A 26862-nucleotide genomic window follows, 5' to 3' on the forward strand; every position below is an offset into this window, starting at 1 on the left:
CTCGGGCCCTCCGGAGCAGCGCCGCTCCGCCGACCTGATCACCTGCAGCGTCATCCGTTTTTCCCTTACTCCACAGCGCGCCCGATGAGTTTGTGGCACCCGGCCGGTCCAAGCTCGTGACATTCCAGGAAAGGACAACGCCGTGTCAGAGCTTCTCGTCGACTTCATCACCTCCCTCGACGGCTATGCATCAGGAGAGGGGTGGCCCGGGTTCTGGGGCCTGGAGGGCCCGGAGTACCTCGCATGGCTCAGCGAGCAGCCCAAGGCCACCTACCTGATGGGAGCCAACACCTACCGCCTGATGTCGGGCTTCGCCGCAGGCGAGGTCCCCCCAGGCCAAGACGAGTTCAGGCCCGAAGAAGAGGCGTCCGTCGACGAGCTCACACGCGCGTCCAAGGTGGTGTTCTCCTCCTCCCTCAAGGAGCCGCTGACGTGGGCCAACTCCACGCTCATCCGCGACGACGCCGTCGAGACGGTCCGCGCCATGAAGTCGAACGGCTCGGGGCTCCTCAGCACGATCGGCAGCCTCAGCCTGTGCCGGTCCCTGCTACAAGCCGGACTCGTCGACCGCTTCCGGGTCGTGATGTTCCCGGTGATCACCGGAGCCACAGGCGAAGAACGCATCTACGACGGCTATCCGGACGTCGCCCTCGAAATGACCGACCACCGCACCTTCGACGGCCGCATCCAACTGGTCGAGTACAAGCCCCGCGTACTTGAGCACCCGCCGCTCAGCGCCCCGGCGTGACGGCGCCCCGCCAGCGCCGGTCCGAACGACACCAGACCGACGCCGGCGGCCGCGGAGCAAGACCGAACAGAGTGTGAACGGCCAACCTCAGACGACCGGAACAGGCCGCGTCGACGGAACAGATCAGTCGCTGGACCCACCAGCGGATCCTCGAACAAGCCACCCAGCGACGCAGCAGAACCCGGCAGTGAGCACACCGGTGCCCACCACCCCCTAAACGCGGCACCCGGTTACGGGCCGTTGGCCCCTGCGGGCCGGGCGCCGCACGATGGCCGGCACGACGTGGCTCGCCACCACGCCGCCGCGAAGCCGTGCGGCTTCGCGGCACCGGCCATCCCCCGCTACCGCTGCTGCTGCCGCTGCCGCTGCCTGCAGAAGTCGAGAAGGTTCGCGGCCCCCGTCTGCGTCCCGATATCTCGCAGGGCACCCTCGGCCTGCTCTGCGGGATGTCGCGGGTTCAAACGCAGGCTCTGAGACGGCGACCCAGTTGCGCGCTGTACTCGCCTTGGTCGAGGAAGCACGGCGGCAGCACCTTCGGCCTCGGGAGCGCTGAGTTTGCCGGTCAGGCGGCGGGCGGTGCTCCAGCGGAGAACCACCAAGTGCCCGCTACAGCGTCTTTGGGGCTTCGCGGTAGTACTTGCACCGGAAGGTCGTCTCACCTAGGTGGGAGGGAGCCGCCGCAGGGGGGTCCTCATGATGCTGTCGCCGTGTACAGCTCCGGCTTGGGGGCACGGGACATGAGCAGCTCCGCCGCCTTCTTGGCGGTCAGCTCAGCTTCGATGACCCGGACGACGACCTCGGTGATGGGCATCTCGACCTGGTGGCGGCGAGCGAGGGACAGCAGGGCTGCGGCCGACTTCACGCCTTCTGCGGTTTGCGAAGTCGCGGCGGTCGCTTCGGCGACGGTCATGCCCTGGCCGAGGTGGGTGCCGAAGGTGCGGTTGCGGGAGAGCGGGGAGGCGCAGGTCGCGACGAGGTCTCCGACGCCGGCGAGGCCTGCGAAGGTGAGGGGGTCGGCGCCGAGGACGGTACCAAGGCGCGCGGTTTCTGCCAGACCCCTAGTCATGAGGAGGGCGGTGGCGTTGTCGCCAAGTCCCAGTCCGGTGGCGAGGCCGGTGGCGAGGGCGATGACGTTCTTGACCGCGCCGCCGAGTTCGCAGCCGACGACGTCGGTGTTGGTGTAAGGCCGGAAGTACGGGGTGACGGACGCGGCCTGGAGGGTGTCGGCGAGGTCTTCGTTCGTGCTGGCGATGACTGAGGCGGCGGGCTGCTTCGCCGCGATCTCCCGGGCCAGGTTCGGGCCGGAAAGCACCGCGATCCGTTCGGCAGGGAGTGCGGCCGCCTCCTGGATGACTTCGCTCATCCGCATGCCGGTGTCGGTCTCGATGCCCTTCATCAGGCTGACCACCGCAGTGCCCTCATCGAGGTGGGGCGACCAGGCGGCGAGATTGGCGCGCAGGGACTGGGCGGGGATGGAGATGACCGCCACATCGGCGCTGGCCAGGGCCCGGGCGGGATCGGTGGTGGCCCGCAGGGCGTGGGGCAAGTCGAGGCCGGGCAGGTAGGCGGGGTTTTCGTGCCGGGTGTTGATCGCCTCGGCGATCTCGGGGCGTCGGGCGTGGACGAGCACGTCGTTGCCGGCGTCGGCGAGGACGGCCGCGTACGTGGTGCCCCACGATCCGGCGGACAGGACCGCGAACCTCATGCAGACCTCTTCCTTCCTTGACAGGTGGCTGGAGCCTACCGGCCGCCATGGCTGGGGCGGCACAGCGTGAGGACCAGGGCGCGACGGTCGGATAGCCGCGGCAGCATACGGTGGGCCTCGGCGAGCATCCGACCAGCCTGCTGGTCCCCGAGTACGCGGCGCAGCGCGGCTTCGTGGGAGATCCAGAGACGGTAGAGGCGGTCCCATGCGGCGGGTTCGTTGGGGCGTTCGTCCAGGTGCTCCAGTTCGAATCCGGCGTCACGCACCGGCTGCTCGATAGCTGTGGCCGGAGTGTCGTGGCGTACGGCCCGGGTGATGACCGCCCGGCCTTGCGGGTGCAAGACGCGGTGGAGCTCGCGCAGGGCTTCGGTGCGGTCGGGCGCGAAAGAGAGAGCGTCCACGCAGACGATGCCGTGGATGTGCTGGTCGGGGAACGGCAGGCGGGACATCGGAGCCGTGTAGAAGGCGGCGCTGCCTGGGTCGAGGAGGAAGCGGGCGCGACGGGCGGCGAGGTGGGTGGCGACGGGCGAGATGTCGATCCCGATCAGCCGGGTCTGAAGGGTGTGGGCGAGCCACAGGCCGATGCCGCCGGTGCCGCACCCGGCATCCAGCAAAAGCTGGCCTCGACGCAAGTCCAGCCGCTTCGCGAGGGTGGTGAGCAGCGTCCGGTCGCAGGAGCTGTGGGTGTTGAGCCCGGCGGGGTGGACCTCGCCCAGGGCCTGTGCGTGCAGGCGGGACACCAGCCGGGTCTGGGAGCGGGCCAGGTAGAAGGCGTCGAATCCCTCCCGCAGCTGCTGTTCGGCGGTCACCGGGGCACCGCCCTGGTGATCCGGGAACGGGTGCCCGGGCAGACCGCCTTCACCGCGGCGATCGGCGAGGCGGGCTCGGAGAGGTCGACGACGAGCGGCTCGTATCCGGTGACCTTCTCCACCCGCTGGGCCACCGCCGCCAGCTGCTCCGCGAAACAGCCCTCGGACGGTGGCAGGTCGCGCATGACGGTGCCCCATTCGCTCCGGGTGCCGGGCGCGGGAGCTGGCCTGGGCTGCGGGGCGGCGGTGAAGACCTCTTCCTGGGAGGGAAGGTCGTCGCGGGTCCCGGCGATGCAGGTCAGCCTGGACTGCATCGCTTCGGTGAGCGCGCGGGACAGAGCGATGGGCGCCGTACTGTGACAGCCAGAACCTGCGAACCAGAGCGGGAAATCCTCGCCCCACACGTACGCCAAACAGACCGGAAGACCGTAGGCTCCCCCGATCGTACTAATCTCCACTTCCATTCCTGCCTGGTACAGGGAGTCGAGCAGCCGTCGGCAGTAGTGATCGTCGACGGTGCCGGGGTGGATGAGCTGGCGGCTGGCCGTGTGGCTGTCGGCGGCGAGGACGTCGCGCTCGATCACCTCGAACAGTGCATGCAGGACTGCTTCGTCGCGGCTGTTGCCGCAGGCGAGTCCGGTGCTGGTGGTGTGCCACAGGTCCGGTTCCCATCTGCGGCGTGCGGCGCTGCGGTGGATCAGTCCTGCGGGCAGCAGATGCGCCTGGCTGGTCAATAAGCCTGTGGCCGTCACCCAGTCGGTCTCCACGGTGACCAGATCCGGGTGATCATGGTGGAGCGGCAGGGCGCCCAGCGGGTAGGGCAGATCGAGATGGGCTGCCGGCGCCTTCGCAGCGATGCGCGGGGGCTGCTCGGCGTGCCACAACTCGATGCTCTCCATCACGGCGGAGATCTTCGCCAGCAGGTCCGTGGCGCCCTTACCCTGGGTCGCCGTCAGGGTCTGGGCATCAGGCCGGATCGCTGTCCACACCGGCCAGCCCAGACAGTCGAGGCCAGTCAGTCTCGCTACCCGTGTGATCCCGAAGTCCGCCAGCAGCGGCTTCAGTGCGTTCCAGGTGTCCTGGGGACCGCGGGAGCGTACGGTGCCCTCCAGGCGCAGGACGCTGGCGTTCACCGGGCCACCGCCTCGTGGAGCCGGTTCTGGTCCAACAGCAGCCCGGTCATGAACACCTTCAGTTCCTCCAACGCTTGTTGGGCGGTGCGGTAGCCGCAGGCGGCCGCATGGCCACCCAAGGCATTCGGACTGATGTTCCACAGGTGCAGCAGAGTGTGGTGGGCGGCCGCGGTGCTGATCGCTTCGCAGCAGTGACCCGCGTCGGTGCGGGCGGCGTGGTTGGCCTCGAGGTAGCGGACGATCGCAGCGCGGTCTGCGGGAGACTCCCGCATCAGGAGCAGAGCCCTTGTCGCCGGGTCACTCAGGTCGGGCTCGGGCCGGAAGATCAGGTGGGCCGGCAGGGAGGCCGCCGCCGGAGCCATCTGCTGGACGCGGCTCGCCAGCGGCATGGCCTCATCGGCCGCTTCCGGGCCGGGGTGGCGGGAGAGGTGTTCGAGCCAGGCCAGCCACACCGTGGGGAAGGCCGGGTCGAACAGTCGCTGATACGACAGCCGCAGGCCCACCGGCACTACGCCCTCGCCGGTATGGGACGCGGTGAAGAAGTGCGCCCAGCGCCGGTAGTACACCGTGTCCCAGCAGCCGGTCGAAGTGGCGACCTGTTGGCGGGGTGCCGCGGCGCAGGCCCGGGTGACGGCCTCGATGGCATCGGCACGCTTCACATCGCCGAAGTGCTCGTCGGCAGCGAGGCGGGCCATCAGCCACCGCTCGAGCGCCCCGGCCCCAACACGCAGGCAGACGGAGCGCACGGCGCCGGTCGTGCGCTGCGCGTAATAGACGCCAGCCCATTCCTGCACCAGCTCTGCCGCCTGGTGCCGGTCCAGGATGCGTTCGGCGACCGCGTGCCGAAGCACCTCGCGCAGATTGACCAGTGGCCAGGTCAGGCGCACGTACTCGCCGTCAGGGTCCTGGCCGACAGCGACCTCGTCGTCTCCCTCGATCTCGCCGCTGGCGTAGGCGCGGTAGACGCGGCCGATCCCTGTCATCCCGTACGGGGCGAGCTCGACCGCCCGCAGCGCTCCGATGGACGCGGCGCCGTAGACGCGGATTCCGCGGGCCAGGGCGGCGAGGATCTCCTTGTGCCGCAACGCTGGCACCTGGTGGTAGGCACCGTCGATCAGTACAACGGTGTCGCCGTCTGCGATCCCCGCATCGAACAAGTCCCCGTGTCGCACCGGGGGGTGGACGCTCACCTGCGGGGTGCACAGCACCGGCTCGCCGCTGCCGAGCGTGGGGCCGGTGTAGACGTGGATCACCGGGTCTCCTTGCCAACGGAAGCGGTGCCGGGGCCAAGTCCCGGCACCGCGTTCAGGGGGTCAGGTCGGGCAGGGTCAGGGGCCTTCGTCCTCGACGTCCTCGATGCGAACGACGCTCGACGGCGCGACGATCGAGCCGGCACCGTCCGGTGCCGCGACGACGGGGCCCGTCTCCAGGGCCTGTTCGGACTTGGACTTCTCCATCACGGTCTCCTCTCGATGAACGCGGGCCGGCTGCCCGCGCCCGTAGGGGTGGGGGGCGTCGTCCCCTTCACGCGACGGCGGCGGGGGCACCAGGGACAAGGCACGCAGCGGCCCGCCCTTCCCCGGGCTGGCGCCCTGCCTAAGCGGTGCCGCAAGATCCTCCGTGGCATACCGCAGCAGGTGCTGCACCGCCTTGGCGCACAGCCGCAGCGTGGCCGCCGGATCACCGCCCGAGCCAGCCAGGGCCCGGGCGTGGCGGAAGGTGCTGGCCGCCACATCCCGCTCACGCGACGGTGCCATCCGCCACACTCGGCTCTCGGCCGGGCCAGCCAACTGCCTGATGTATCCGCGCAGACGCTCCCTCACCTGGGCGGCGGCGTCACCTGTGGGGGCGTGAGCGGCCAGCGCCATCGCGATCTCGATATCGCGAGACATGGGGTGTACCGGCGCAGACGCGTGCTGCGAGGTCGCGGTGTCGGTAAGCGTGTGAGCCACAGTTGTCTCCCGGTGAGGGGGTTTTCGTGTTGCTCCCAGGCAACTCCTGCACGATCGGGTGAGGTCAGGCGAGAAAGCGGGCACCTCATGCACGGGGACCGGAAAGTTTTACCCACGCAACGCACGCAGCCGGACTAGCCTCTGGGCCACGGCCCGCACCCTGGGGAGAAGCGATGGACCCAGTCCCCAACCGCCAGCTCGCCAAGCTGATGCGGGAGCTCGACTTCACACAGGTCACGCTGGCCGAAGCGGTGAACGAGACGCTGGCCGAGCTGTTCGGACCCGACTGTCCCCGCCGCTGCAGCGACCGCAACGTGCGGTACTGGCTCAGTGGGAAAGTGCGCTGGCCGTGGGTTCAGTACCTGCTCGCACTGGAACACCTCTTCGGCCGTCCAGCCCAGGCGCTCGGGTTCGTGCCCCGAGGAAAAGGCAGCACGAACCTGCCAGCCCCGCCTCACCGACCACTCGCCGCGCCCAAGGAGGAGAACGTGCTGCGCCGCCGGTTCATGACCGCATCCACCACCGCCACCGTTGCGCTTGCCCTGGGCATTGACGAGACTCCGGGCCGCGGCCGCCTGTCGATGAGCGACGTGGACCGCGTACGCGCGCAGACCGCCCGGCTCGACGCGCACTTCTTCGCCATCGGCGGAGGCCCGCTTCTAGCCGCCGCCACCGCCTTCGTCGGCCGCCTCAACACCGCATTGGACAACTGCCGCTACGGCGACCGCGTGGAGCAGGCCCTGCATGCCGCGATCTGCAGCCTGTACGCCTCCGCTGGCTGGGCCGCCCACGACTGCGGCGACACCGAAACCGCCGCCCGACTGCACGCCGCTTCCCTGCAAAGCGCACTGCAGGCCGCCGACTCCAGTGCTGTCGCCCGGGCGTGGTCCAATCTCGCCTTGCAGGCCCGTACCGAGGGCCGCCACCGCGAGGCGGTCCGTCTCACCCGCACCGCTCTCGACCACCGCCAAGTCCGCCAGGACCCGCACCTGGCCGCGCTGCTGTACTCCCGTCTCGCCATCGGCCAGGCCACCACCGCCGACCGCACTGGTGCTGCCCGCTCCCTGCTCGCCGCTGAAAGGGCCTACGACCGCGCCACCACCCCGCCCCCCTCCTGGCTCGCGTTCCTCAACGAAGCCGAAGTCAGCGGGCTCGCCGCCATCGCCCACACCGCGCTTGGCCACTACGCCCACGCCGAGGCCGCGACCGCCCAGGCGCTGCAGCTGCTGCCCGGTGCGATGCGCCGCCAGCGTGCCCTGTACCGCGTGCAACTCGCCGAACTCCAGCTAGCCCAGCACGAACGCGAACAGGCCGCCGCCACCCTCACCGGCCTGGACACCGCCAGCCTCGACAGCCGCCGCATCGCCACCCGCCTCACCGTCGTTCAGCGCACCCTCGCCACCACCTAGAGGAGCCCCGCCGTGTCCCTCGATATCCGGCACTACGACCGCCACCAGGCCGCCGAGCTGCGCCCGCTGCTCCTCGACATCTACGCCGAGATCTATAAGGAAGCTGCCGAGGAGGATCCGTTCGCCACCGTCGACCGCTTCGCCCAAGGCCTCGACGGCTGGTCAATACGGCCTGGCTGGACCTGCACCGTCGGCTACGATCCCGCCCACGACGACGAGCCGGTCGGCTATGCCTACGGCGCCCCCCTGCCCCAAGACGCCCGCTGGTGGGGTGGTCTGATCACCAGCGTGGATCCCGCTCTCACCAAGGAGACCGGGCAGCGCACCTACGCGTTGAGCGAGCTGATGGTCCGCAAGCCCTGGCGGAAAACTGGCGCCGCCAGACAACTCCACGACGCCCTGCTCAGCCGCCGGTCCGAAGAGCGCGCTACGCTCCTCGTCGACCAGGACCACCCCAAGGTACGCGCTCTGTACGAGACATGGGGCTGGACCACCCTCGGCGACCTCCGCCCCCGCCTGCCCAACGCCCCCCTGTTCCACGCCATGCTTCTCCCCTTGCACTAAACGAGGGCTTTCCCCCGGCATGGCTGTTTGAGAATCAGGGGAACGAAGCCGCTTGGGATCAGGTGAGCACCCGTGTGACGATCAGGCTGCATGAGCCGTGAGTACTGCGGTTGAACCGGGTTCGACCGTAGAAGACAAGGAGGTGCGCTGTGGTGACCGCTCCGGGAACGGCGAGGCTACTGATCGGCAACAGCGGTGAGGCGGTGCTGGAGCTGGCCGTGGAGCCCTGGGCGGATACGCATCAGCTGCCCCCGCAGCAGACGTGGGTCGTGGTTACCCACGCTCCAGCGGATGGTTCATGGTCCGGGACCCTGCGCGAGAACGAGCCATTCCAAGTCGACTATCGGCCCGGATCCATCACGGTGTGGGTCAACGGCAACTGCTTCCACCTCACCGACGCGGCAGGGAACACGATCGACTCAGCCGACTGGAATTGCCCTGCCCAGGGCCGTGCCTCCTGATCTGGCGGGCACAGGGCTATTGCTGCGCTGCGGAAGTTCCGCCGATGGCTATCGGGCGGTCAGGCGCATGTTGATGTCCTTGGTGTCGACGTGGCTGGAGGCGAAGGTGCCGCCGACCCACCCGATGAGTTCGTCGCGCACATCATGGTCGGGGCCGGTGATGGCCTCGAGGAGGCTGGCGAAGCTCCGTGAGAAGCGCCCTAGCTCCTAGACTCCGTCACGAGATCGGGGGGTGCGGTGCCTGCCGGGTGTGGTGGTCAAGGAGGCGGGTGAGCGTCTGCGTGAACTGCTCGCGTTCGGCGGAGGTCAGCGGGGCGAGCAGCTCGTCGTGGAGGTCGTCCAGGATCTTGTCGAGGCGGCGGAGGTGCTGGCGACCCTGGGTGGTGATGGTGATGACATTGCGGCGGCGGTCCTCGGGATCCGGCGCGCGCTCGATGAAGTCGCGCTCGGCCAGTTCGTTGAGCACGCCGACCATGTCGCTGCGGTAGATGCCGGTGCGCCGGCTCAGCGTTGCCTGACTGTCGGGTCCGTACTCCTGCAGGGAGGCGAGCACGGCGTAATGCCACTTGCGGGCATCCAGGCGGCCCAGCCCCTCGCTCACCAGCCGATCCGACTGCGCGGAGATCAGCGACAACAGTCGACTCGCCCGTCGGCGCAGCCTGTCCGGTGTCTCCGTCTGGTCGTTGGGCATGTCCGCGGCTTCAGCTCTGCTGGTCATGGCACCCATCCTACCCTGTTGCGTTAGCCCCACTAACGATGTACTTTCGTTCTCGCCTGAAACGTTAGTCACATAAACGTTAGCTCTGTGAATTGAATGGAGATCGTCATGGCGACCACCACCCAGCCCTTCGGTACCGCGCTCATCGGCCAGACGGAGAAGACCCTCAACGCGATCCTGGATCGGCAGCTCGCCGAAACCGGCATCACCGAGCCCCAGTGGGTGACCCTCACGCTGACCGTGGTCGGTGGCGGGACCGTCGACCGCGCCGAGCTCATCCGCCGGGTCAGCGCCACCACGAAGTTCAACGAGGCATCGGTGGCCGAGCGCATCGCCGAGCTGACCGCCGCGGGGCTGCTGCGCGACGGCGGCGAGGCTCGCGTCCAGGTCAGCGACACAGGACAGGCGCAGTGGACCCAGGTCCGGACCGCCCTCGGTCCGATCACCCAGGGACTGTGGGGCGACCTGCCCGCTGAGGACCTGGCCGCCGCAGCCCGCGTCCTCAACACCGTCCTACAGCGGGCCAACGCCGTACTGGCCGACGCCTGAAGCCCCGGCGCCCGTGTCGGAATTCCCATCGACAACTCATCCCTCGCGAGTTGAGACCACGCTCAAGCCGTTCGGTAGCGGCATCCCCCAGGCCGATCTCGGCGATCTGCCCGATCGCTTCTCCCGCCCTCCTTGGCCCAACGAGGGCGCCGATGCCGGGCGCGACCACACCTTCCCGGCGGCACAGCGCCGGTGGTGCTCGGAGGAGGCGGCCAGTACGACGGCCACGGCGGGGGTGACAGGCATGAGAGGAGGGCGGCCGTTCCTTTGGGGGGTGGGGCTGGCCTGTTGCAGATGCCACCGACCGGTGGGTTCGGGTGCGGTGGCCTGCAGGTGTCGGTGGGGGCGTTTCAGGTTTCAGGATGGGCCAGGCGGCCGAGCAGGGCTACCGCGTCGTCGAGGGGCACCGGTTGGAAGAACCGCGCGTCGGCGCGCTCAACGGCGGCAATCGCGCGTGGGGCCAGGTCGGCGCCGGTGTCGGTGACGCGCAGTCGTTTGGCGCGGGTGTCGGCCGGATCGACTTCACGCTCGATGAGTCCTTTGCGTTCCAGGACGCGCACTACCTGGGAGGTCATCTTGACGTCGGTGCCGGCTTGGCGGGCGAGGGCCAGCTGGTTGGGATGCTCACCCTGGGTGTTGAGCCACCAGGTGCAGGCGAGCAGCACGAACTGCACGTGGGTGAGGTCGAGCGGGGCCAGGGCCGTGGCGACGTCACGCTGCCAGCGCAGGGTGGCGTGCCACAGCAGGAACCCGGGACTGTCACCGGGACTGAGGGGCATCAGCGAAGGGCCAGCTCGGCCAGCGAGGCCATGGTCTCGGGCCAGTCAGCGGTGATGCCCGGGCCGATCTGCGGGCCGGCCTCGTCGGCGCCGGCGCCGGTGATCTCCATCCGGTACACCACGCGGATCCGGCCCTGGCCGATCCGGTCGATCCGGTGCACGGTGCGCAGCAGCAGACCGTTGAAGCGCGCCTCGTCGACGAACAGTTCGTCTTCGACCGCCTCGGCAATGCGCAGCAGTACCGGGTCGTCCCCGGGCGGCGTCATCGTGATGTGCGTGCCCGCCGCGAACGGGCCATTCATCTCGATCTTCTCGATCTCAGTGTTCCAGGTGCCCCAGTTCTCCACGTCGGCCCAGAGCCGCCAGATCTCCTCGGGGGTGGCGCTGGTCTCGATGCTGTGCTCGTACTCCCACATGAGGGGTCTCCTCCACTAGATGCTCTATCCAGAGATTATCTGCGCAGAGACTATCTGTCCAGTGGTGCACGGGCGCTGTCGGCGGCCACCGCCGGAAGAAGCCTCACCAGTTCTGGCGGTGGCCTGGGCCTCGCCACACCGGGCAGCGAACTGGCCGGGGAGGGCTCGCAGGGGGCTCACAACTCGCGGAACCGGTTCACCCAGGGCCCGCAGGCAATACTCGCGGTGGCCCAGCACGTGCGAGATGTACAGCTCCTCGGGCCAGGCCAGCCGATCGCGTACGAGTAGACGTGCTCCACGAGCACGGCTACTGCCTCGGCCGGAGAAGTACGAGCTCGCGTGAGCAACGCTCCAGTGACCGGCAAGGGGGTCGCCGTGGCATCGGCCGTTCGCCGGACCCGTCCGCCCAACACGGACCTGGCCCGGCTCATCGAAGCCTGCGGTGCCAGCCACAAGTCCCTGGCCCACCGCGTCAACCAGCTCACCCGCCAAGCCGGGATACAGACAGATTACTCACACACGTCCGTGGCGAACTGGTGCCGCCGGGGCATGATCCCCAAGCATCCGATGCCGCAGCTGCTGGCCCAGGCGATCAGCGAACGGCTCGGACGCCCGGTCAACCTCGGCGAGATCGGGATGGGCGGGGCGGAGACAATCAACGCGGATGTGGGATTGGATTTCCCACGAGATCCCGCGGACGCCGTCCGCGTCGCCACCACGTTCTGGAGATCCGTGAACCGCCGCGACTTCCTCACCCAGACCGGCACCGGCTTCGCCGCCTCCGCGTTCACCACCCCCGTCACTCGCTGGCTGGTCTCCCCCACCGACGAGACCGCTGACCACCAGGGCAGCGGCCAGGTCGGCCAGGCCGACCTGGACGAGCTGCGGGACGCCGCCGACGACGCCCGGCGCTGGGACTCGAAATACGGCGGCGGGAACTGGAAGGCCAACTCCGTCACCGACTGCCTCGAACACCGGGCCGCCCCGCTCCTGCAGGGTTCCTTCTCCGACACTGTCGGCCGCGAACTGTTCTCCGTCACCGCCGAGCTGTCGCGGCTGGCGGGGTGGACGGCGTTCGACGTCGGCCAGCACGATGCTGCCCAGCGCCACTTCGTCCAGGCCCTCCGCCTCGCCCGCGCCGGCGGCGACGTCCAGCTCGGCTGCTATGTGCTGACCACCATGGCCATGCAGGCGTTGATGCGGGGCTTCGCCTCGGAGGCGATCGACATGGCCCAGGGCGCCTTCGAACGCGCCAGGCATGACGCGGTGCCCCGCGTGCTGGCGTTCACCAAGTTGATCGAAGCCCGCGCGCATGCCCGCGAGCACAACGCCAGGGCCGCCTCCCGGGCTCTGGCGGCCTCTGAGGGCCTCCTGGGCAAGGCGGATGCGGACAGCGGAGACGAGCCCGGCTGGATCGACTTCTATCACCACGCCCGCCTGTCCGCGGACGCCGCCGAAGTCTTCCGCGACCTGAAGAACCCCAAGATGGCGCTGGCCTGGAACAAGCAGGCCGCCGCCATGCCGACCGGCGTGTTCACCCGCTCGGTCGGCATGCGCCTCGCCATCGTGGGGACAGCACATCTGCAGGCCCGCGACCTCGACCACGGCCTCGAACTCGGCCACCGCAGCGTGGACATCCTTGCCCGTGTCCAGTCCACCCGGGCCAAGGACTACGTCGCCGAGTTCAACGCAGCCCTCGTCCCCTGGCGACGCGAGCCAGCCGTGCGCGAGTTCATGCAGCGCACCCGTGATGAGGCTCTTTGAATATTCCCACCTCATGCTCAGGGTGGGGCAGACCTGCTCTCCGAGATCCCCACCCACGGCCCGCGGGCCCGGGGGCGGAGTGGTGCGCCGTTGGATTCGCCTTGCAGCCGGCCGCACTTGGGGCCGGGCTCGCGCGCCGGTAGACCTCCAGCGTTGAACGCCACGGGGTCGGCACGTTGAACAGGGTCTGGATGCCTGTGAGTCTGCGCCGTCAAGGATCTGATACTGGAGTCGTACGCGGAGTTCGGCTTTATCAGGGGTGAGGGGTCCGCAGATTTTGGCCGCGGCAGAAGCCGTTGCCCTCGGCGTCCTGGTCCGCCTGAGCCCAAGCCCGATACAGCCAGGCACGTGGTGCATCTTTCCGGCCTACCAACGACGATGCCCAGAGTGATGCGGGTCACATCAAGGGCTGTCACGTCCGGCGGGAGTTGCTTGTCCCATGGGCGTCACCGGCACCGAAGCCGGTGCCCGACCCTGGGAGGTTGAGATGACCAACGGCCACCACGTCGTCGTTCTCGGCGCCGGCTACACAGGTATGTTCAGCGCTATCCGGCTGGCCCACCGCACCCGCCGGACCGGCGTAAAGATCACCCTGGTCAACCCTTCGAGCCGGTTCGTCGAGCGACTGCGGATGCACCAGATCGCCGCCGGGCAGCAGCTGGCCGACCACCAGATCCCCGACCTGCTCGCCGGTACTGGCGTCACGTTCGTCCAGGGCACCGCCACCGCCATCGATCCCGAGACCCGGCGCGTCACCGTCGACGGCGCCACATCCCTCGGTTACGACACGCTCATCTACGCGCTGGGCAGCTCGACCGACACCGGGAAGGTCCCCGGCGCCGACGTCCATGCGTTCACCCTCAACAGCCCGGAGATCGCCGGCCGGTTTGCCGCGCGGCTCACCGAGGTCGCCGCGGCCAGCGGCACGGTCACCGTCTGCGGCGCCGGCCTGACCGGCATCGAGGCGGCCTGTGAGATCGCCGAGAGCCACCCCGGTCTGCGCGTCACGCTGATCAGCCCGGACGAGCCCGGCGGCATGATGGGCGCCAAGGCCCGCGCCCACCTCCACCGCGCGCTGGGCCGCCTCGGCATCGCCCTGGAGACCGGCGCCCGCGTCACCAAGGTGCTGCCCGACGGCGTCGAGCTGGCTGACGGCCGGATCATCCGCTCCGACGCCTGCCTGTGGACCGCCGGCGTCAAGGTGTCGCCGCTCGCCGCTGATGCGGGAATCGCCACCGACGACCGCGGTCTGATCCTGGTCGACGCCACGCTGCGCTCGGTGTCCCACCCGGAGATCCACGCCATCGGTGACGCCGCCGCCGTACGCCTGGCCTGGGGACAGCTCCACGGCTCCTGCCAGAGCGGTCTGCCCACCGCCCAGTACACCGCCGACACCGTCGCGCGGCTGGTACGCGGCAAGGCCGTCAAACCGTTCCGCTTCGGCTACTACCACCAGCCGGTCAGCCTCGGCCGCCGCGACGCCCTCATCCAGTTCACCAGGACCGACTTCACTCCCCGCCGCCAGTGCCTCACCGGCCGCGGTGCGGTCGTGTACAAGGAGATGGTCAGCAGCAGCCCCCTCATGACGTACCGGTTCAGCAAGCGCATGAACGTCAGCACGATCGTCTCCAAGGGCGGCCGCGCCACCCGCAGGCCCGCGCCATGACCGATACCCGCTCCCGGCGCCGCGATCCACGCCTTGCCGTCCGGTTCGCGGCGCTGGCAGCATGAGCCGGTGATCAACACCGGAGCCGGGCAGGACCCGTACCTCGCACACCGCAGACTGCTGTTCGCCACCGCGTACCGGATGCTGGGCAGCGTCACCGACGCGGAGGACGTCCTCCAGGATGCCTGGCTGAAGTGGAACACCACGGACCACGACACGATCAGCCACCCCAAGGCCTACCTGGTGCGCACGGTCACCAACCTCTCCCTGAACCGCCTCACCTCCGCGCGGCACACCCGCGAAACCTACGTGGGCCCGTGGCTCCCCGAACCCCTGCTGACGTCCCCGGACATCGCGTCGGAGGCTGAATTGGCCGACTCCGTCTCCACAGCCATGCTGGTCGTACTGGAAACCCTCAGCCCTGTGGAACGCGCCGTCTTCCTGCTCCGCGAGGTCTTCGGCTACTCCCACAGCGAGATCGCCGAGACCCTCGAGCGCCCCGAGCCGACCGTCCGCCAGATCGCCCACCGCGCCCGCGCGCATGTCCAGGCCCGCCGCCCCCGCTTCGACACCGACCCCGACCGGCGCCGGCAGATCACCGCCCAGTTCCTGGATGCCTGCGCGGGCGGCGACCTCAACGCCATGATGGAACTGCTCGCCCCAGACGTGACCGCCTGGTCCGACGGCGGCGGCAAGGTCACCGCGGCCCGTCGCCCGCTCCACGGCACCGACCATGTCGCCCGCTGGCTTCTGGGCTTCCTGGCCAAACCCGAACTGGCCGACCTGACCATGGAGCCGGCCCTCATCAACGGCGAACTCGCCATCCTGGCCACCCTCGGCGGACACACCGTAGGCGCCCTCTCCTACGACATCGCTGACGGCTGCATCCACAACCTGCGCTTCCAGGTCAACCCCGACAAGCTCGGCGGGCTGAGCCCCGACAACAGCCTGGCGCTCCCTGAAGCAGTCACGCCTGGAGCCATTCCCGCACGGGCCCAGGTCGCGGCACGTCATCCAGAGCCGCCACAAACCATCGCTTGCGACGCCGCCGACGCCCTCGACGGAGCCGAATAGCCCCGAGGCCATCACATACAGGCGCTTCCAGCCCCCGTTGACCAAGGCAACAGCCTGGGGAGCGAAGAGCATCGTCGGCCGATTTCAAAGATCCGCATCACCCGCCGCGAACTGGGTGTCGCGGCCTGACCGCCGTCCCGTAGTCCGTGCGCTGCCCGCTCAGGGCTCGCTACCACCAACCCTCGGCCAAGGCTGGGTGGGCGGCACGCGAACCCGGGAGCTGGGGGCAGCGAGCTGCTGACGCAGCTGCCGGTTCTCCATCTGCTGCTGGTGCAGAGCACCAACCCGGGCCTCGACGTCGGCCTCGCTCCACGACACCATGAGGGGTGCGATGATTTGGTCGTGGTGACAGAGGCCGAGTGGGCTCGGATTCGGAAGGACCTGCGCTTCGGACAGGTCTTCGAGGGAACGGTGGCGAAAGTACCCCAACCCGGTGCGATCGGGATCTTCGTGGACATCGGGCTGAGCGTAGGAGGCTTTGTCGACGTCTTGCTGCTGCCCAAGGAGAGCGAGGCATGGCCCGTGGAAGGCACCGTGGCCGATTTCGAAATCTGGTGGGCTGACAGTCGTCAACAGATCCGGCTGAAGCCGTCCGATGCCCGGTATCTGCGGAACGACTTCACGCAATTCGTCGAACAGTGGCGCCCCAGTTGGTCATCTGACATCGGCCAGCCCGTTCGTGACCCGGGGCCTGTGACCCTCGACGAGTTGCAGGCCAAGCTTCTCTGACGGGCCGTCGGCCGACAGACCCCGCCCAGTCGGCCTCCCCTCCCCAAGATCACAGAGCGATCAGCCGGTACGCCATGGCCTCGTCGACGATCTGCTCGGCAGAGGCATCCTTCAGGGCGGCCTCCATCGGGTGAATGACCAGGTCGCTCAGAAGCTGATTCAGATCCCGTGATCGGTCACCGTGCGCAAGAGACATCGCGTGGGAGCCGTGCGCTTGCCGCTGCTTGTGCCGCGGTCAAAGCGAGGCGAGGAGCGTCTGCACCTCGGGCGAACCTGCGGGCGGTGCAGTCGGTGGCGAGGCAGTCGGGCCAGTGGTTTCCATCGAGCTGCTGCTGCGAGGCGTTCATGTCCTGCGGGTTAAAGGCGAGACTCCGGCCATCGGGGTATTCGTGGACGGCGTCCGTCAGGTAGCTCGCGCGATGCGCCGAGTGCTGTCTCAGGCGGCACTCGGTGGGGCCAGGGCAGGCTGAACGAGAGATCGTCGTCGATCTCGGCGCCGATGTGGTCGACGACGAGTGCGCGAACGAGGACCGGTTGTCGGGCCGCGAGTTGGTAGGCGTTGACGCCGCCGAGTGAATGCCCGAGCACCACCGCGTCGCGGATCTTGAGGATATACAGGAGGATGGCGACGTCTACGACATAGCCCGTGCGGGAGAGATCCACAGCGCGGCCAGAATAGCCGTGGCCCCGCTGGTCGGTCGCGATGACCCGTCAGCCCCCGCCCAGTTTCCGCGCCAGACCTATGAAAGTTCGCCCTTCCGCGACGTGACCGCGCAGGGCAAGCAGGGGCAGGCCCAGGAGGCTGTACTTTTCTGCCGTACCTTCGCCGCCTGGCCCTCGAAGAGGGTGATGTTGCCCGACGTGGCTGGGTTCGCTCAGGTGACCCGTGCGGCCACCAGGGTCTCGAAGGTGTAGGGCCGCAGCCCATCGGTACGGCCGGCGAAGTACCGCTGCTGGAGGTCTGCACGTGCGGGATGGTCCACAACCTTGAGCCCGCACCGGCTGATCAGCCTCTCGATCTCGGTGACCGGCCAGCCGGGCTGAAGAGGCTCGCCGGCAGCAGCCGCGATCGGCGTGTAGATCCGGGCGAATTCCGTGCCCACCTCGTCCAGTACACCGTCCTCGGCCCGGTAGGAGAACACCACCTCAGACCCGGGAGCGGCCGCCTCGATCGTGCGCAACGTCGACTCGATCGCCTGCGCCGTCAGATAGGGAGCGACACCCGTCCAGCAGAACATCGCTGGCTGCGTCCAGTCGAACCCGGCCGCGCCCAGAGCGTCCTGAAGCGGTTCGGCCTCGAAATCAGCCGGCGCGAACACCTGCGAGTCGCTGAGCGGCAGGCCGAGCTGCCTGACCCGCTCGAGCTTCCAGGCCTGGGAAGCGGGATGATCAACCTCGAACACCGTCAGCGAGCCGAGTAGATCCGGACGCCGCCACGCGAACGAGTCAAGCCCCGCGCCAAGAATCACGTACTGCGTGAAAGCGCCAGCAGCCAGCCGGTCCTCGGCGTACCGGCTGCGGGTGCAGACAGCCGCGCGGGACTCGCGACGGGCCGGGCCGGGGAATAACGGGTCGAACCGGTCTCGCAGCTCGCGCCATGCCGGGCCGACAAGCACCAGGGCCAGCACATCATCCAGTACCCACGGCGACGCCGTCTCCAAGCGAAACAATCCACGTGACACGGCCGCAAACATCGCCGTCCTGCTCGGCGTGCTTTCCATGCATTCCTCCTCGCCGACCAGAACCCGCGCGCGTTCACACTGCGCACTTCACACAATGCGCCTGAAGCGCCCTGACGGCCACAGCCAGATCGTCTGCCGCCACGATCTGCTCGCCATCGGCATCCTCCGAAACGGCCGGGCACACCACCATCACAGCCCCCTTGCAGGCACGATGGGGGCGAGCGCGGTGGCCTCCATGGAGGCGATCGCCTCCTCTGCGGCGGCTGCGGGCAGGGACTGGCTGGCGGCGAGTGCTGGCCACTTCTACCCCGCGGGTGAGGGACTGGGACTGGATTCGTACTACGCCGTAGGAGGCGTAGCCCAGCATCAGCCTGCCTCCCTGGAGTTAATTGGGGGCAGCAGTCCGTTGCCGGGCCACAAGGGGGATCCTGCTTCGGCCTGGGCCAGGTGTCGGCCGATCTCGGCGAGGACCCCGGTCCGGTCGGCGGGCCCGTACGCCCGAGACGCTCCAGACGTAGGGTCGACGGCGCGGACCTCGCTGTGCGGGCCGGCGCACACCAGGGCGCGGGCGACGTCCGGCAGGCCCAGGCTGAGGGCGTCGCAACTGTGGTCGCAGATGAGCTCCAGCAGGTCTTCGGTGGCTGCCTCCCAGTCTCCGACCTCTGGCCAGCGAGCGCCTGCGTCGAGTTCGTGGGTGAGCGTGGACAGCGGCACGATCTCGCCCGGCCGACGGCCGTGGACGAGGCGGTCATGGATGCGGGCGCCGTCGGCTGCCGAACGCGGGGGTGCAGCAGGGAGGCTGCGGCCACGACCGTGGTGTTGATCTCCTGGGCACCCGAGGGGTAGTAGGGCTCGTGCGCGAACAGCAGGTAGATGTCCCTGGCGGGGCCGGGTTCGGACTGGCTCACGAGGAGGTTCCTTTCTGCAGCGGTGGGTTCGGTGCACGACGAGCTGTCCGGGCGGTCCTCGGGCGCAGGGCCGACGGATACAGCCCCAGGGGCCGACCGGGTCGCGGGGCCTGGTCGGCGCCGGGCCTGCTGTCGTCTGCCATGCGCTCAAGGATCTGTGCCGCCTGGTGGACGAGTTGGAGCATCAGCCGCTCGCGGGCGATGAAGTCGGCGGAGACCGAACGGGTGTCCCAGTTGTGGAGCAGGCCGGCGGCGTCCCACAGCACGCCCTGTCCGACCTCGGCCGAGCGGCGCAGCTCGTGGCGGCTGCTGTCGGTGGCGGCCTGGACGAGGGAGGTCTGCAGGATGGCGAGGCGCTGGAGGTAGCGGCAGGCGGTGGCACCCTCGACCATGCGCACCTGATGGCGGGCCTTCGCGTCCAACCGGCCTGGGAGGCGCTTGGCGAGAAGCGGAGCCAGGAGCATCGCCGGCAGGGCAACATCGAGGGGCGCTCCGTGTCGAAGGGCGAACAGGCCAGCGAGCACGCTGATGAGGGTGATGGCAGCAGTGGTGAAGCGCAGCGTTCCGGGAACGGAGGCCACGGCGATGCGCTGGGCGGGGCGCCGGGTCAGCCAGCGCGGCGCCAGGCGCTGCAGGCGCGTCGCGCCCGGGGTCAGGACCCCGATCTGGTGGGGGATCTCGGGGGCACTGCCGTCGCCGGGGACGGTCCAGGCGAACCAGCCCCAGAGGGTGCGTTCGTGGATGAGAACGAGTTCGCAGGCGGCCGAGCAGGTGGGGTCGCGGACGTGGCCGGTCCGCAGGGCGCGGGTGCGTTCCTTCTCCCAGCGCCCCAGGTCACGGGTGAAGGGGCGCTCGCGGTGCGCGGCGGCGGTCGGCGGCGGAGTGTGAGGCGTGTCCGTCACGGGGTGTTTCCTTCCAGGTGGTGAACTGTCAGGGCCACGGAGCACGTGGTGCAGCGGCCGTCGCCGTTGGGGTGGGCGCGGCGGGGTGTGGGGCCAAGGCAGGTGCGGCAGAGCGGCCAGCCAAGGCAGGCGGGGCAGAGGTCTGCGCCAGGGGCGGTTGCGGGAACGCCGCAGCCGGCGCATTCGGTAAGGGCCCGGTACGTCAGGGCATAGCTCACCGTGCGGGCGGCCGCGGAGTTGGCTATCGGCTGCGGCGGCGCTTCGCCCCACCCGGGCTGGTCATTGCCCCTGCCCGCGTGGGCGGGCGGCGGGTAGGCCTGGGCGGCTCGCAGGCGGGCGGCGATGACCGCCCCGACCGTGTTGCGTAGCGGATGGGGCAGGGGCCGGTCCGCGATGACGTGCCGCAGCTGCTGAACGCTCCAGCCGGCCTCCAGCATTACGGTCACGACGTGGCCTTGATCGGTGAGCGCCTGGCCGGTCAGCAGCAGCTCGGGGTGGGACGCCCCGAGTTCGAGCAGCAGCCGGATCCCCGGGGGCATCGCATCCGCTGCGGGCGCGGTCGGCGGGGACACCCGTATGTCCGGCCGGTCCGACCGTTCCGGTGCATGCGGCGCGTCGCCGGGGCACGGACGGAGGGGTCTGGTGTTCTGCTGGGTGGTGTTCTTTGTGGTGGTGTTCTTAGTGGACCGATCAGCCAACGTAGGGTCATCCACTGGTGGAATACCCGACTCTGGTTTTGACCTGCTGCTTTGCAGAGCGGGCAGGTCGGTGATGAGGTAGGCCGCCGCGCCGAGGGTGCCATCTGGGCCGCGCCCGCGTTCGCGTACCAGGAAGCCGTGCTTCTCCAGCTCCTTGAGCCCGCTCTTGACGGCTGCGTCACCGTCGCGGCCACGGCGGGCGAGGTCGGCGACCGTCATCCGCCAGCCGTCCCGGTGCGTGGAGAGCAGTCCGAACAGGCCCTTGGCCTTGAAGGACAACGTGGTGGCGCGGAAGAGCCCGTTGGCGATCTGGGTGAACTGATCGGCCGCCATCACACCGCGGCGGATCCCCGCCGAAAGACCTCCGGAGTGTGGGGCTTCGGGGACCGTGGCCGCCACGTCGGCTTCGATCAGCTCGATGTCCAAGCTGGCCGGGCGGTCGGTAATGCAGTAGACGATCTCGCCCAGAGTGCCGTCTGCGCGGCGCAGCCGTTCACGGACCAGATAGCCGCAGGCCTCCAGTTCCCGCAGGCCGGTACGTACCGCTTCCCGCCCGTCCGGGCCCAGGTGCACCAGATCGGTGATGGTCACCTGCCAGCCGTTGCGGTGCGTGCTGACGTACCCAAAGATCCCCTTCGCCCTGAAGGAGAGCCGGGAGTCACGGAAAAGCCCGTTGGCGATTTGAGTGAACTGATCGCTGGCCATAGCGCCCCGGCGCACGCCCGCCCCAAAACGCCTCACCGCTCCGACCTCGAGCCGGGCCCCGTGCGGTGGCCAGGCCAGCGCACCGGTCCCACTGGTGCGGGACCGCCGATGGGCCTGGGTGCGCGGGCAGGCGTGTGAGCCATGCCGTCAGCTCACCCGCCAACGGCGACCAGGATGACGGCCACGAGACCCGACCACCGATCACGACCCGGCAACGCAGACCTCTAGCTGCCGTGGTCGGGGGCATGGTCGGGCCGACCATGCCCCCTCTCAGCCGAGTGCTCAGCCATCGGGTAGCTGGCTGCACAACCGGGAACGGGCCATGCGTAGTCCGTCCTGCGCAACCGGGCGAAAGTTCCGCGCAGCCGCGTTGCGGGGGGCGCTGCGCACTCCGCATGCACGTTTGTGATCCGCGCGCTCGCGCGAGTTCGGACGGCTCACTGTGCAGGCGCCCAGCGGAGCATGGTCGGGCTTGCGTCGGCACATCGGTAGCTGGGTCTGGGCGGCCGAGCGGAATGTGATCACCCAGCGGTCGCGCGTCTGCGGAACGCACCGGACGCGACCGCTGTCCGCCAGCTCGCGGCTCGCTCATGGTCGGACCTGTGGTCGGGCCGACCATGCGCCCGACCATGGTCGTCGTGTCTCCATCGTGACCATGGCCGGGGGTTCATGGTCGGTGGTCGGGTCGGGGCCGCCAGGTTTCCTCAAACTCAGCAACATTCGTTCCGACTTGGGAGTTTGACCATGCCTCCTGGAAAGCAGGTCTCACAGAATGAGGCCGCTGCTGCGACGGCGGCCGGTGCCCGGCTGGAAGCGATGCGCCGCCGCGTCCGCCTCTCCCGGGTGGCGGTCTGGGCTGTTATCGCGGCCGGCCCCATCGCCCTGGCCGTAGCCCTCACTTCCCTTCCGGCCAGGGCCGAGGCCACCCCCGCGGCCCCGCCCATTGCCGTGCGCTCCACGGCGGCCGCCGTCGACCCGGGCGGCTATGCGCAGGTGTTCATGAACGCCTGGTTGCGCAGCAGCGCGGAGGACGAGACGAGTGCGCACGCGCGGCTGGCGAAGTCAATCGCGCCGGACGTCTCGCTGCCCACCTCGGGGCTCGATGCGCAGTCGCTGCCTGAGTCTGTCTCGGTGGTGCGCAGCGTGCAGCGTGCGCACGGTGCATGGGCTGCGACGGTGGCTGCGCAGTACCCCAATGGTCCGGTGCGGTACTACACGGTGCCCGTGGCGTCGGACAGTGCGGGTGCCTCGTTCACGGTGACCGGTGCACCCGCCATGGTGGCCGGCCCGGCCCGGGCTACGACGGCGAAGCCGTCGTACACCGTGATCGTCCCCCAGGGGGATCTGTCCTCCGCCGTCAGCGAGTTCCTCGCCGCCTACCTGACGGGGGCCGGCGAAATCGACCGCTACCTCGCCCCCGGCGCGAAACTCACCGCGGTCTTACCCACCCCGTATACGTCGGTCTCTGTCGAACAGGTACTGGCCGCCGAGAAAGCCACAGCCGCCAATCAGGGGCCGGCGGACGGCACAAGCGTGCGCGTCCTGGCCCGGGTCGAAGCCCAGAACTCCGTCGGCCGGTGGCCCCTGGCATACGAATTCACACTCACGGCCCGCTCAGGCAGATGGGAAGTCGCCACGCTGGAGTCCGGGACAGCTCGGGATGGAGGTACCCGGTGACCACGGTGCACAGTCTGGTGCTCGCCGGAGAGCTCAACGATCTCGGTGACAGCTGGATCAGCATGTTCAAGGAATGGGCGACCAAGGGGTTGCAGGCCGGGCTGGTCTGCCTCGTCGTCGTCATCATGATCCAGAAGTTCAGCCTCAAGGCCGGGATCGGCGCCCTACTGCTGATGATCATCGCGCTCGGGCTGTACAACTCGCGCAATGACCTGGCGAACATGTTCACCGACGAGGTGAAGAACCCGTCCAAGGGAGGGCCCGCCCTTCCCGGCATCGTCCGGCCCCAACTCCCCGCCTCTCATGTCCACTCACCGGATGCTGGGGGCTGGCTATGACCGCGGCAGCCGCGCGGGTGGGCCGCTTCTATACGGCCGCCCGACGCCATCCTTGGGTCCTGGGCAAGGTCGCCGACTGGAAGATCCCGTTCGGCCCGTACACGCCCGCGCAGATCGCGGTCGCCGTCGGCGGCGGCTTTCTTCTGGTCAAGACCATCGGCTGGTGGTCGTGGATGGGGCCGGTGCCCCTGATCGCATGGGTCCTGGTCATCTGGATGGTGCGCACGCCCAAGATCGGCGGCCGCGCGCCGATGCAGGGCGCTGTGGGCTGGGTGCTGCTCGCCTGGCAGCCCCGCGGCGGGCGGATCGGCGCACGAGCCGCCCGCGATCGCGCTTCCCACCCGTTGCTCGGCGGCTTCACCATCGAGGCCGCGCCCGGCCCCGCAGAACCGACCGCATCCTCGCCTTGGAAGCGAGGCCCTGGCTCGGCGCCGCATCCACGCCCGGCCGCGGAGCGCTCGCCTGCACCCCGCCCTGCACAGCCAGATGCCGCCGCGGCGGGCCCGACGTCGGGTGTGCAGCAGCTGCTCGAGCGCGTCAAACAAGGGGGTGCGCAGTGAAGGTTCCGATCCGCCATATCGCCGGGCACCTGGTGTGGTCGACGCACGGCAGCGTGTGGGCAATCTACCGCCTTCACCCCGGCCCGGACCCCCAAGGGCGGCGTGAGGAGAGCGTCCAGGGCACCTACGTGCCCGCAGCTGTCCGCGACGAACAACTGGCGAAGATCACCCACTTGGTGCGGTCGCTGTCCGGGGCTCCGCGCCTGTACGGCCTGTGTGCCCAGGTCGATGCGGGTGAGATCGCCCTGCGCATGATCGAGGGTATCGAGCCGGCCGAGCAGGCACCCGGTGATGGCCCGCACCCGTGGGTGGAGAACGTTGAGGCCACGCTGGATCTGCTGGACGAGCAGGAGATGCACCGCCGCACCTTGTGGCTGGCCGTGCCCCTGCAGAGCGAAACCCGCGGCATACAGGTGTCAGCGTCGCTCGGCGCGGCGTGGGCTGAGGTGGCTCCGATGCTGGGCATGCACCTGACGCCGGTGGCCCGGCGCGAGGTGAGCGCGTATCGCGAGCAGGCCGCGCGGGTGGAGGCCGCGCTCGCCGGGGGCATCGCTTTTCGCCCGGCCCGTCCGGCGGAGGTCGTGTGGATGATCCAGCACGCCCTGCACCGTGGTGTTGGTGAACCGCTGCTGGCACAGGCGGAGAGCAGCGAGATGTACGGCGGGCAGGTGCGGGGTGGGGTGTTGCGCTCCCCCAGCTACGCCGACCTGGGGCAGATGCGTCTGCAGGAAGGCGGCATCGACCCTGGACTCGATGAGGTCGACGAGCTCCAGGGCGCGGGCCAGATCACGCGGTCGGGCCGCACGGCCTGGTGGCGGCTGAAGGCCGGCTCGCCGCTGGGGCGGCGCTGGCTGCAGGTTGAGTCTGAGACGGGGATGGGCTATCAGGCGCAGTTGGCACTGGCCGAGTGCCCGCCTGCGGTCAGCCAGGATGCCGCGGATCTGTTCGCTCAGCTGGAGCTGCTCGATTTTCCAGTCGACTACGCCGTCGATTTGGCCTTGGTGCCTGCGGAAAAGGCCCGCCAGCAGGTGCGGCGCAAGAAGAACGAGCTGATCGACCAGGCCGACCAGTACGACGCCCGCCTCACCGGCATGCCCGCCTCCTTGACCGAGGCCGCCCGTGATCTGGGCGAGCTGGATGCCCGTCTGTCGCGTACGTCGGTCGAGGTCGAGGTGCAGTCGGTGACCGTGCTCACCGTATGGGGGCCGACCGCCGCCGTGTGCGACGCCCGGGCCCGCGCCCTGGCCGCGCTGCTCGCCTCAGCCGACTACCGGGCCGTGCGCCCAGCCGGCCTGCAGGAAGCCCTGTTTGTGCTGGGGCTGCCCGGCACAGCACGGCCCGGTGTCGTGCGGGAGTTCACCCAGCATCAGATCAGCGAGGACTGGGCGCTGTCAGGGGCCTTCACCTCTGCGGAGGTCGGCGACCCCACCGGCATGTTCCTCGGCATCGACCTGGACTGCGGGACCACCCGCCCCGTCCTGATCAACGTGGCGGATGCGCCCAAGGTGGAGGCGTCCGCCTCGATGGGCATCGTCGGGGACCTCGGCGCGGGCAAGAGTGTCCTGCAGAAGCTGATCGCGGAAGCAGTCTGGGCACGCGGCGGCTGCGCCATCTGCATCGACCGCACCCCGGTACGCGAGTGGGCCACCTTCGCCCGCACCGCCGCTAAGGGCCGCGCCCAGATCATCGACGCCGCGCGCGCCCAGGTGTCCATCGACCCGCTGCGCCTGTTCGGCGGACCGGAGGGCCGCCACTACGCCTTGTCCTACCTCACCTTGCAGCTCGGCATCGGCCCGATGAGCACCCACGGTGAAGTCCTGCACCACGCCGTCGAACAGGCCGCCGCCTGCGCGCAGCCCTCCATGCACCGCGTCTTGGAAGTCCTTAAGGAGATGGCCGCGCGCGAGGCGGGCAAGCGGCAGGACGCGGCCGCCACCCTCGCCGGTCTCCTGCGGGTCGTCGCCACCCACTCGCTGGCCCGCATGGTCTTCGACCCGTCACTCGCGCCGGTCCGCCTGGACGCCTCCAGCGCCTGCGACATGATCGTCATCACCACGGCCGGACTGACGCTGCCGCCCAAGGCCGCGTTCGACAAACCGGAGGTGCTGCACCAGCAGCCCCTGGAGGCGCTCATCGGCCGCGCCGTGCTCTACCTGGTCGCAGCCCTCGCCCGGCAGACGGCGTTCGCAGATCCCGAGCGGTTCACCGCCGTGGTACTGGACGAGCTGTACTGGCTCACGTCCTCGGCCGAAGGCACCGCCCTCGTGCACGAGATCCTCCACGACGGCCGCAAGCACGGCGCCGGCCTGCTCGGCGCCTGCCACGACGCGCTCGAACTCGGACCCGACCGCGGTTTGATGGCCTACCGGGCCCTGGCCCGTACCGCAGACCGCGAACGTGCCCGCCGCGGCCTGGAATTCGTCGGGCTCGATCCGGAAGATGGCGAACTGCTGCGGCTGGTCACGACGGGCCTGTCCCCTGTCGGCCACAGGGGCCGCGAGGGCGAGTTCCTGCTGACCTGCCCGCGGCAGAACACCGGCCGCATCAAGGTCTCCATCCCCCGCATCGCGCGCATCGCCACCTCCATCACCACCACACCAGGACGCCGCACGGGCCCACGCGCCGCGGCTTCCGTGCCGAAGCCGCTCCCCGGTGACGCCTTTGAAACCCGTTCAAGGGGACGTGTCTGATGCCCACTGCCAGGGACGGCTCACGGCGTATCGCCGCCGCCGTGAGCGTCCTCACCGTGATCGCCTTCGTCATTGCCTCAGCCTTGCTCGCCCTGGTGGTGGGCATACCGGACACGTGGTGGCCGCACGCCGCAGGCGCGTTTGCTGCCGACACCGCGCACCATGATCCCTGCACCCCGATGATGGGCCCGGCTACGGCGTACTGCGAGCATGGCGCCGCATGCCC

26 protein-coding genes are annotated in these 26862 nt (G+C 69.5%); 13 read left to right on the forward strand and 13 right to left on the reverse strand.

The window, feature by feature from the left end:
* Positions 1–142: 142 nt before the first annotated feature.
* The gene (locus ABD236_RS22890) at positions 143–748 is read left to right on the forward strand and encodes a dihydrofolate reductase family protein (protein WP_344076186.1); all 606 of its coding nucleotides are present in this window, start codon (positions 143–145) and stop codon (positions 746–748) included.
* Between the two features lie 691 nt (positions 749–1439).
* On the opposite strand, the gene ABD236_RS22895 is transcribed toward ABD236_RS22890, so the two are convergent.
* From ABD236_RS22895 to ABD236_RS22915, 5 genes are all read right to left on the reverse strand, one after another.
* Positions 1440–2453, reverse strand: coding sequence for an NAD(P)H-dependent glycerol-3-phosphate dehydrogenase (locus ABD236_RS22895; protein WP_344076188.1), 1014 nt, complete (start codon positions 2451–2453; stop codon positions 1440–1442).
* Between the two features lie 35 nt (positions 2454–2488).
* On the reverse strand, positions 2489–3262 hold the full coding sequence (locus ABD236_RS22900) for a class I SAM-dependent methyltransferase (RefSeq protein ID WP_344076190.1): 774 nt from the start codon (positions 3260–3262) through the stop codon (positions 2489–2491).
* Positions 3259–4395, reverse strand: coding sequence for a YcaO-like family protein (locus ABD236_RS22905; RefSeq protein ID WP_344076192.1), 1137 nt, complete (start codon positions 4393–4395; stop codon positions 3259–3261). The genes ABD236_RS22900 and ABD236_RS22905 overlap by 4 nt, the downstream gene beginning before the upstream one ends.
* Positions 4392–5648, reverse strand: coding sequence for a TfuA-like protein (locus ABD236_RS22910; protein WP_344076194.1), 1257 nt, complete (start codon positions 5646–5648; stop codon positions 4392–4394). Before ABD236_RS22910 ends, ABD236_RS22905 begins: the two co-directional genes overlap by 4 nt.
* A 75-nt stretch (positions 5649–5723) precedes the next feature.
* Positions 5724–6287, reverse strand: coding sequence for a DUF6415 family natural product biosynthesis protein (locus tag ABD236_RS22915; RefSeq protein ID WP_344076196.1), 564 nt, complete (start codon positions 6285–6287; stop codon positions 5724–5726).
* 233 nt (positions 6288–6520) lie between these two features.
* Here ABD236_RS22915 and ABD236_RS22920 point away from each other — a divergent pair, with 233 nt between their 5' ends.
* The 3 genes from ABD236_RS22920 to ABD236_RS22930 all read left to right on the forward strand — a co-directional run bounded on the left by ABD236_RS22920 (position 6521) and on the right by ABD236_RS22930 (position 8781).
* Entirely contained in the window at positions 6521–7756 is a 1236-nt protein-coding gene (locus ABD236_RS22920; protein ID WP_344076198.1) for an NsdA family TPR-like regulatory protein, read from the forward strand.
* Between the two features lie 12 nt (positions 7757–7768).
* Positions 7769–8320, forward strand: coding sequence for a GNAT family N-acetyltransferase (locus ABD236_RS22925; protein ID WP_344076200.1), 552 nt, complete (start codon positions 7769–7771; stop codon positions 8318–8320).
* Positions 8321–8469: 149 nt separating this feature from the next.
* Positions 8470–8781 carry a hypothetical protein gene (locus tag ABD236_RS22930; protein ID WP_344076202.1) on the forward strand — a complete coding sequence of 104 codons (312 nt, stop codon included), beginning with the start codon at positions 8470–8472 and terminating at the stop codon, positions 8779–8781.
* 217 nt (positions 8782–8998) lie between these two features.
* Here ABD236_RS22930 and ABD236_RS22935 read toward each other — a convergent pair whose 3' ends face one another.
* Positions 8999–9508, reverse strand: a complete 510-nt coding sequence (locus ABD236_RS22935; RefSeq protein ID WP_344076204.1) for a MarR family winged helix-turn-helix transcriptional regulator — start codon at positions 9506–9508, stop codon at positions 8999–9001.
* A 99-nt stretch (positions 9509–9607) separates the two neighbouring features.
* Between ABD236_RS22935 and ABD236_RS22940 the strand changes: the two genes are divergently transcribed.
* Positions 9608–10048 (forward strand): hypothetical protein, encoded by a 441-nt coding sequence (locus ABD236_RS22940; protein WP_344076206.1) that lies wholly within the window; start codon positions 9608–9610, stop codon positions 10046–10048.
* 350 nt (positions 10049–10398) lie between these two features.
* Here the strand turns inward: ABD236_RS22940 and ABD236_RS22945 are convergent, their stop codons facing one another.
* Positions 10399–10827, reverse strand: a complete 429-nt coding sequence (locus ABD236_RS22945) for a MarR family winged helix-turn-helix transcriptional regulator (protein WP_344076208.1) — start codon at positions 10825–10827, stop codon at positions 10399–10401.
* Entirely contained in the window at positions 10827–11243 is a 417-nt protein-coding gene (locus ABD236_RS22950) for an SRPBCC family protein (RefSeq protein ID WP_344076210.1), read from the reverse strand. Before ABD236_RS22950 ends, ABD236_RS22945 begins: the two co-directional genes overlap by 1 nt.
* 339 nt (positions 11244–11582) lie before the next feature.
* On the opposite strand from ABD236_RS22950, the gene ABD236_RS22955 reads away from it, so the two are divergent.
* The 4 genes from ABD236_RS22955 to ABD236_RS22970 all read left to right on the forward strand — a co-directional run bounded on the left by ABD236_RS22955 (position 11583) and on the right by ABD236_RS22970 (position 16476).
* The gene (locus tag ABD236_RS22955) at positions 11583–13007 is read left to right on the forward strand and encodes an NsdA family TPR-like regulatory protein (RefSeq protein ID WP_486387789.1); all 1425 of its coding nucleotides are present in this window, start codon (positions 11583–11585) and stop codon (positions 13005–13007) included.
* Positions 13008–13494: 487 nt separating this feature from the next.
* On the forward strand, positions 13495–14673 hold the full coding sequence (locus ABD236_RS22960; protein ID WP_344076213.1) for an NAD(P)/FAD-dependent oxidoreductase: 1179 nt from the start codon (positions 13495–13497) through the stop codon (positions 14671–14673).
* 141 nt (positions 14674–14814) lie between these two features.
* Positions 14815–15747, forward strand: coding sequence for an RNA polymerase sigma factor SigJ (gene sigJ, locus ABD236_RS22965; RefSeq protein WP_425543933.1), 933 nt, complete (start codon positions 14815–14817; stop codon positions 15745–15747).
* Between the two features lie 270 nt (positions 15748–16017).
* Positions 16018–16476 (forward strand): hypothetical protein, encoded by a 459-nt coding sequence (locus tag ABD236_RS22970; protein WP_344076218.1) that lies wholly within the window; start codon positions 16018–16020, stop codon positions 16474–16476.
* A 49-nt stretch (positions 16477–16525) separates the two neighbouring features.
* Here ABD236_RS22970 and ABD236_RS22975 read toward each other — a convergent pair whose 3' ends face one another.
* From ABD236_RS22975 to ABD236_RS22995, 5 genes are all read right to left on the reverse strand, one after another.
* The gene (locus tag ABD236_RS22975) at positions 16526–16672 is read right to left on the reverse strand and encodes a hypothetical protein (protein WP_344076220.1); all 147 of its coding nucleotides are present in this window, start codon (positions 16670–16672) and stop codon (positions 16526–16528) included.
* 161 nt (positions 16673–16833) lie between these two features.
* Positions 16834–17181 (reverse strand): alpha/beta fold hydrolase, encoded by a 348-nt coding sequence (locus tag ABD236_RS22980; protein WP_425543934.1) that lies wholly within the window; start codon positions 17179–17181, stop codon positions 16834–16836.
* A gap of 170 nt (positions 17182–17351) precedes the next feature.
* Positions 17352–18197 (reverse strand): class I SAM-dependent methyltransferase, encoded by an 846-nt coding sequence (locus tag ABD236_RS22985; RefSeq protein WP_344076224.1) that lies wholly within the window; start codon positions 18195–18197, stop codon positions 17352–17354.
* An 865-nt stretch (positions 18198–19062) separates the two neighbouring features.
* Positions 19063–19968, reverse strand: coding sequence for a hypothetical protein (locus ABD236_RS22990; RefSeq protein ID WP_344076226.1), 906 nt, complete (start codon positions 19966–19968; stop codon positions 19063–19065).
* Entirely contained in the window at positions 19965–21371 is a 1407-nt protein-coding gene (locus tag ABD236_RS22995; protein WP_425543929.1) for a hypothetical protein, read from the reverse strand. The genes ABD236_RS22990 and ABD236_RS22995 overlap by 4 nt, the downstream gene beginning before the upstream one ends.
* A gap of 744 nt (positions 21372–22115) precedes the next feature.
* On the opposite strand from ABD236_RS22995, the gene ABD236_RS23000 reads away from it, so the two are divergent.
* Genes ABD236_RS23000 through ABD236_RS23015 form a run of 4 tightly spaced genes read left to right on the forward strand, consistent with a single transcriptional unit; the run spans position 22116 to position 26636 of the window.
* Positions 22116–23048: a conjugal transfer protein gene (locus tag ABD236_RS23000; protein WP_344076230.1), complete on the forward strand. Its 933-nt coding sequence runs from the start codon at positions 22116–22118 to the stop codon at positions 23046–23048.
* Complete coding sequence (locus tag ABD236_RS23005; RefSeq protein WP_344076232.1) at positions 23045–23386, forward strand: hypothetical protein; 342 nt, start codon at positions 23045–23047, stop codon at positions 23384–23386. The genes ABD236_RS23000 and ABD236_RS23005 overlap by 4 nt, the downstream gene beginning before the upstream one ends.
* Positions 23383–23946 carry a hypothetical protein gene (locus ABD236_RS23010; RefSeq protein ID WP_344076234.1) on the forward strand — a complete coding sequence of 188 codons (564 nt, stop codon included), beginning with the start codon at positions 23383–23385 and terminating at the stop codon, positions 23944–23946. Before ABD236_RS23005 ends, ABD236_RS23010 begins: the two co-directional genes overlap by 4 nt.
* Positions 23943–26636 carry an ATP-binding protein gene (locus tag ABD236_RS23015; RefSeq protein ID WP_344076236.1) on the forward strand — a complete coding sequence of 898 codons (2694 nt, stop codon included), beginning with the start codon at positions 23943–23945 and terminating at the stop codon, positions 26634–26636. Before ABD236_RS23010 ends, ABD236_RS23015 begins: the two co-directional genes overlap by 4 nt.
* The last annotated feature ends 226 nt before the right edge of the window (positions 26637–26862 follow it).

Origin of the sequence: Streptomyces crystallinus, from assembly GCF_039521265.1 — a bacterium.
Classification (GTDB): Bacteria; Actinomycetota; Actinomycetes; order Streptomycetales; family Streptomycetaceae; genus Streptomyces; species Streptomyces crystallinus.

Excerpts from the sequence above, each read along its gene's own strand:
- ABD236_RS23010 (WP_344076234.1), top strand. The coding sequence starts at position 23,383 with ATGACCGCGGCAGCCGCGCGGGTGGGCCGCTTCTATACGGCCGCCCGA.
- ABD236_RS22985 (WP_344076224.1), bottom strand. The coding sequence starts at position 18,197 with ATGGAAAGCACGCCGAGCAGGACGGCGATGTTTGCGGCCGTGTCACGT.
- sigJ (WP_425543933.1), top strand. The coding sequence starts at position 14,815 with ATGCTGGGCAGCGTCACCGACGCGGAGGACGTCCTCCAGGATGCCTGG.
- ABD236_RS22975 (WP_344076220.1), bottom strand. The coding sequence starts at position 16,672 with ATGTCTCTTGCGCACGGTGACCGATCACGGGATCTGAATCAGCTTCTG.
- ABD236_RS22920 (WP_344076198.1), top strand. The coding sequence starts at position 6,521 with ATGGACCCAGTCCCCAACCGCCAGCTCGCCAAGCTGATGCGGGAGCTC.
- ABD236_RS22950 (WP_344076210.1), bottom strand. The coding sequence starts at position 11,243 with ATGTGGGAGTACGAGCACAGCATCGAGACCAGCGCCACCCCCGAGGAG.
- ABD236_RS22945 (WP_344076208.1), bottom strand. The coding sequence starts at position 10,827 with ATGCCCCTCAGTCCCGGTGACAGTCCCGGGTTCCTGCTGTGGCACGCC.
- ABD236_RS22995 (WP_425543929.1), bottom strand. The coding sequence starts at position 21,371 with ATGGCCAGCGATCAGTTCACTCAAATCGCCAACGGGCTTTTCCGTGAC.
- ABD236_RS23000 (WP_344076230.1), top strand. The coding sequence starts at position 22,116 with ATGCCTCCTGGAAAGCAGGTCTCACAGAATGAGGCCGCTGCTGCGACG.
- ABD236_RS22960 (WP_344076213.1), top strand. The coding sequence starts at position 13,495 with ATGACCAACGGCCACCACGTCGTCGTTCTCGGCGCCGGCTACACAGGT.
- ABD236_RS22915 (WP_344076196.1), bottom strand. The coding sequence starts at position 6,287 with ATGTCTCGCGATATCGAGATCGCGATGGCGCTGGCCGCTCACGCCCCC.
- ABD236_RS22935 (WP_344076204.1), bottom strand. The coding sequence starts at position 9,508 with ATGGGTGCCATGACCAGCAGAGCTGAAGCCGCGGACATGCCCAACGAC.
- ABD236_RS22940 (WP_344076206.1), top strand. The coding sequence starts at position 9,608 with ATGGCGACCACCACCCAGCCCTTCGGTACCGCGCTCATCGGCCAGACG.
- ABD236_RS22895 (WP_344076188.1), bottom strand. The coding sequence starts at position 2,453 with ATGAGGTTCGCGGTCCTGTCCGCCGGATCGTGGGGCACCACGTACGCG.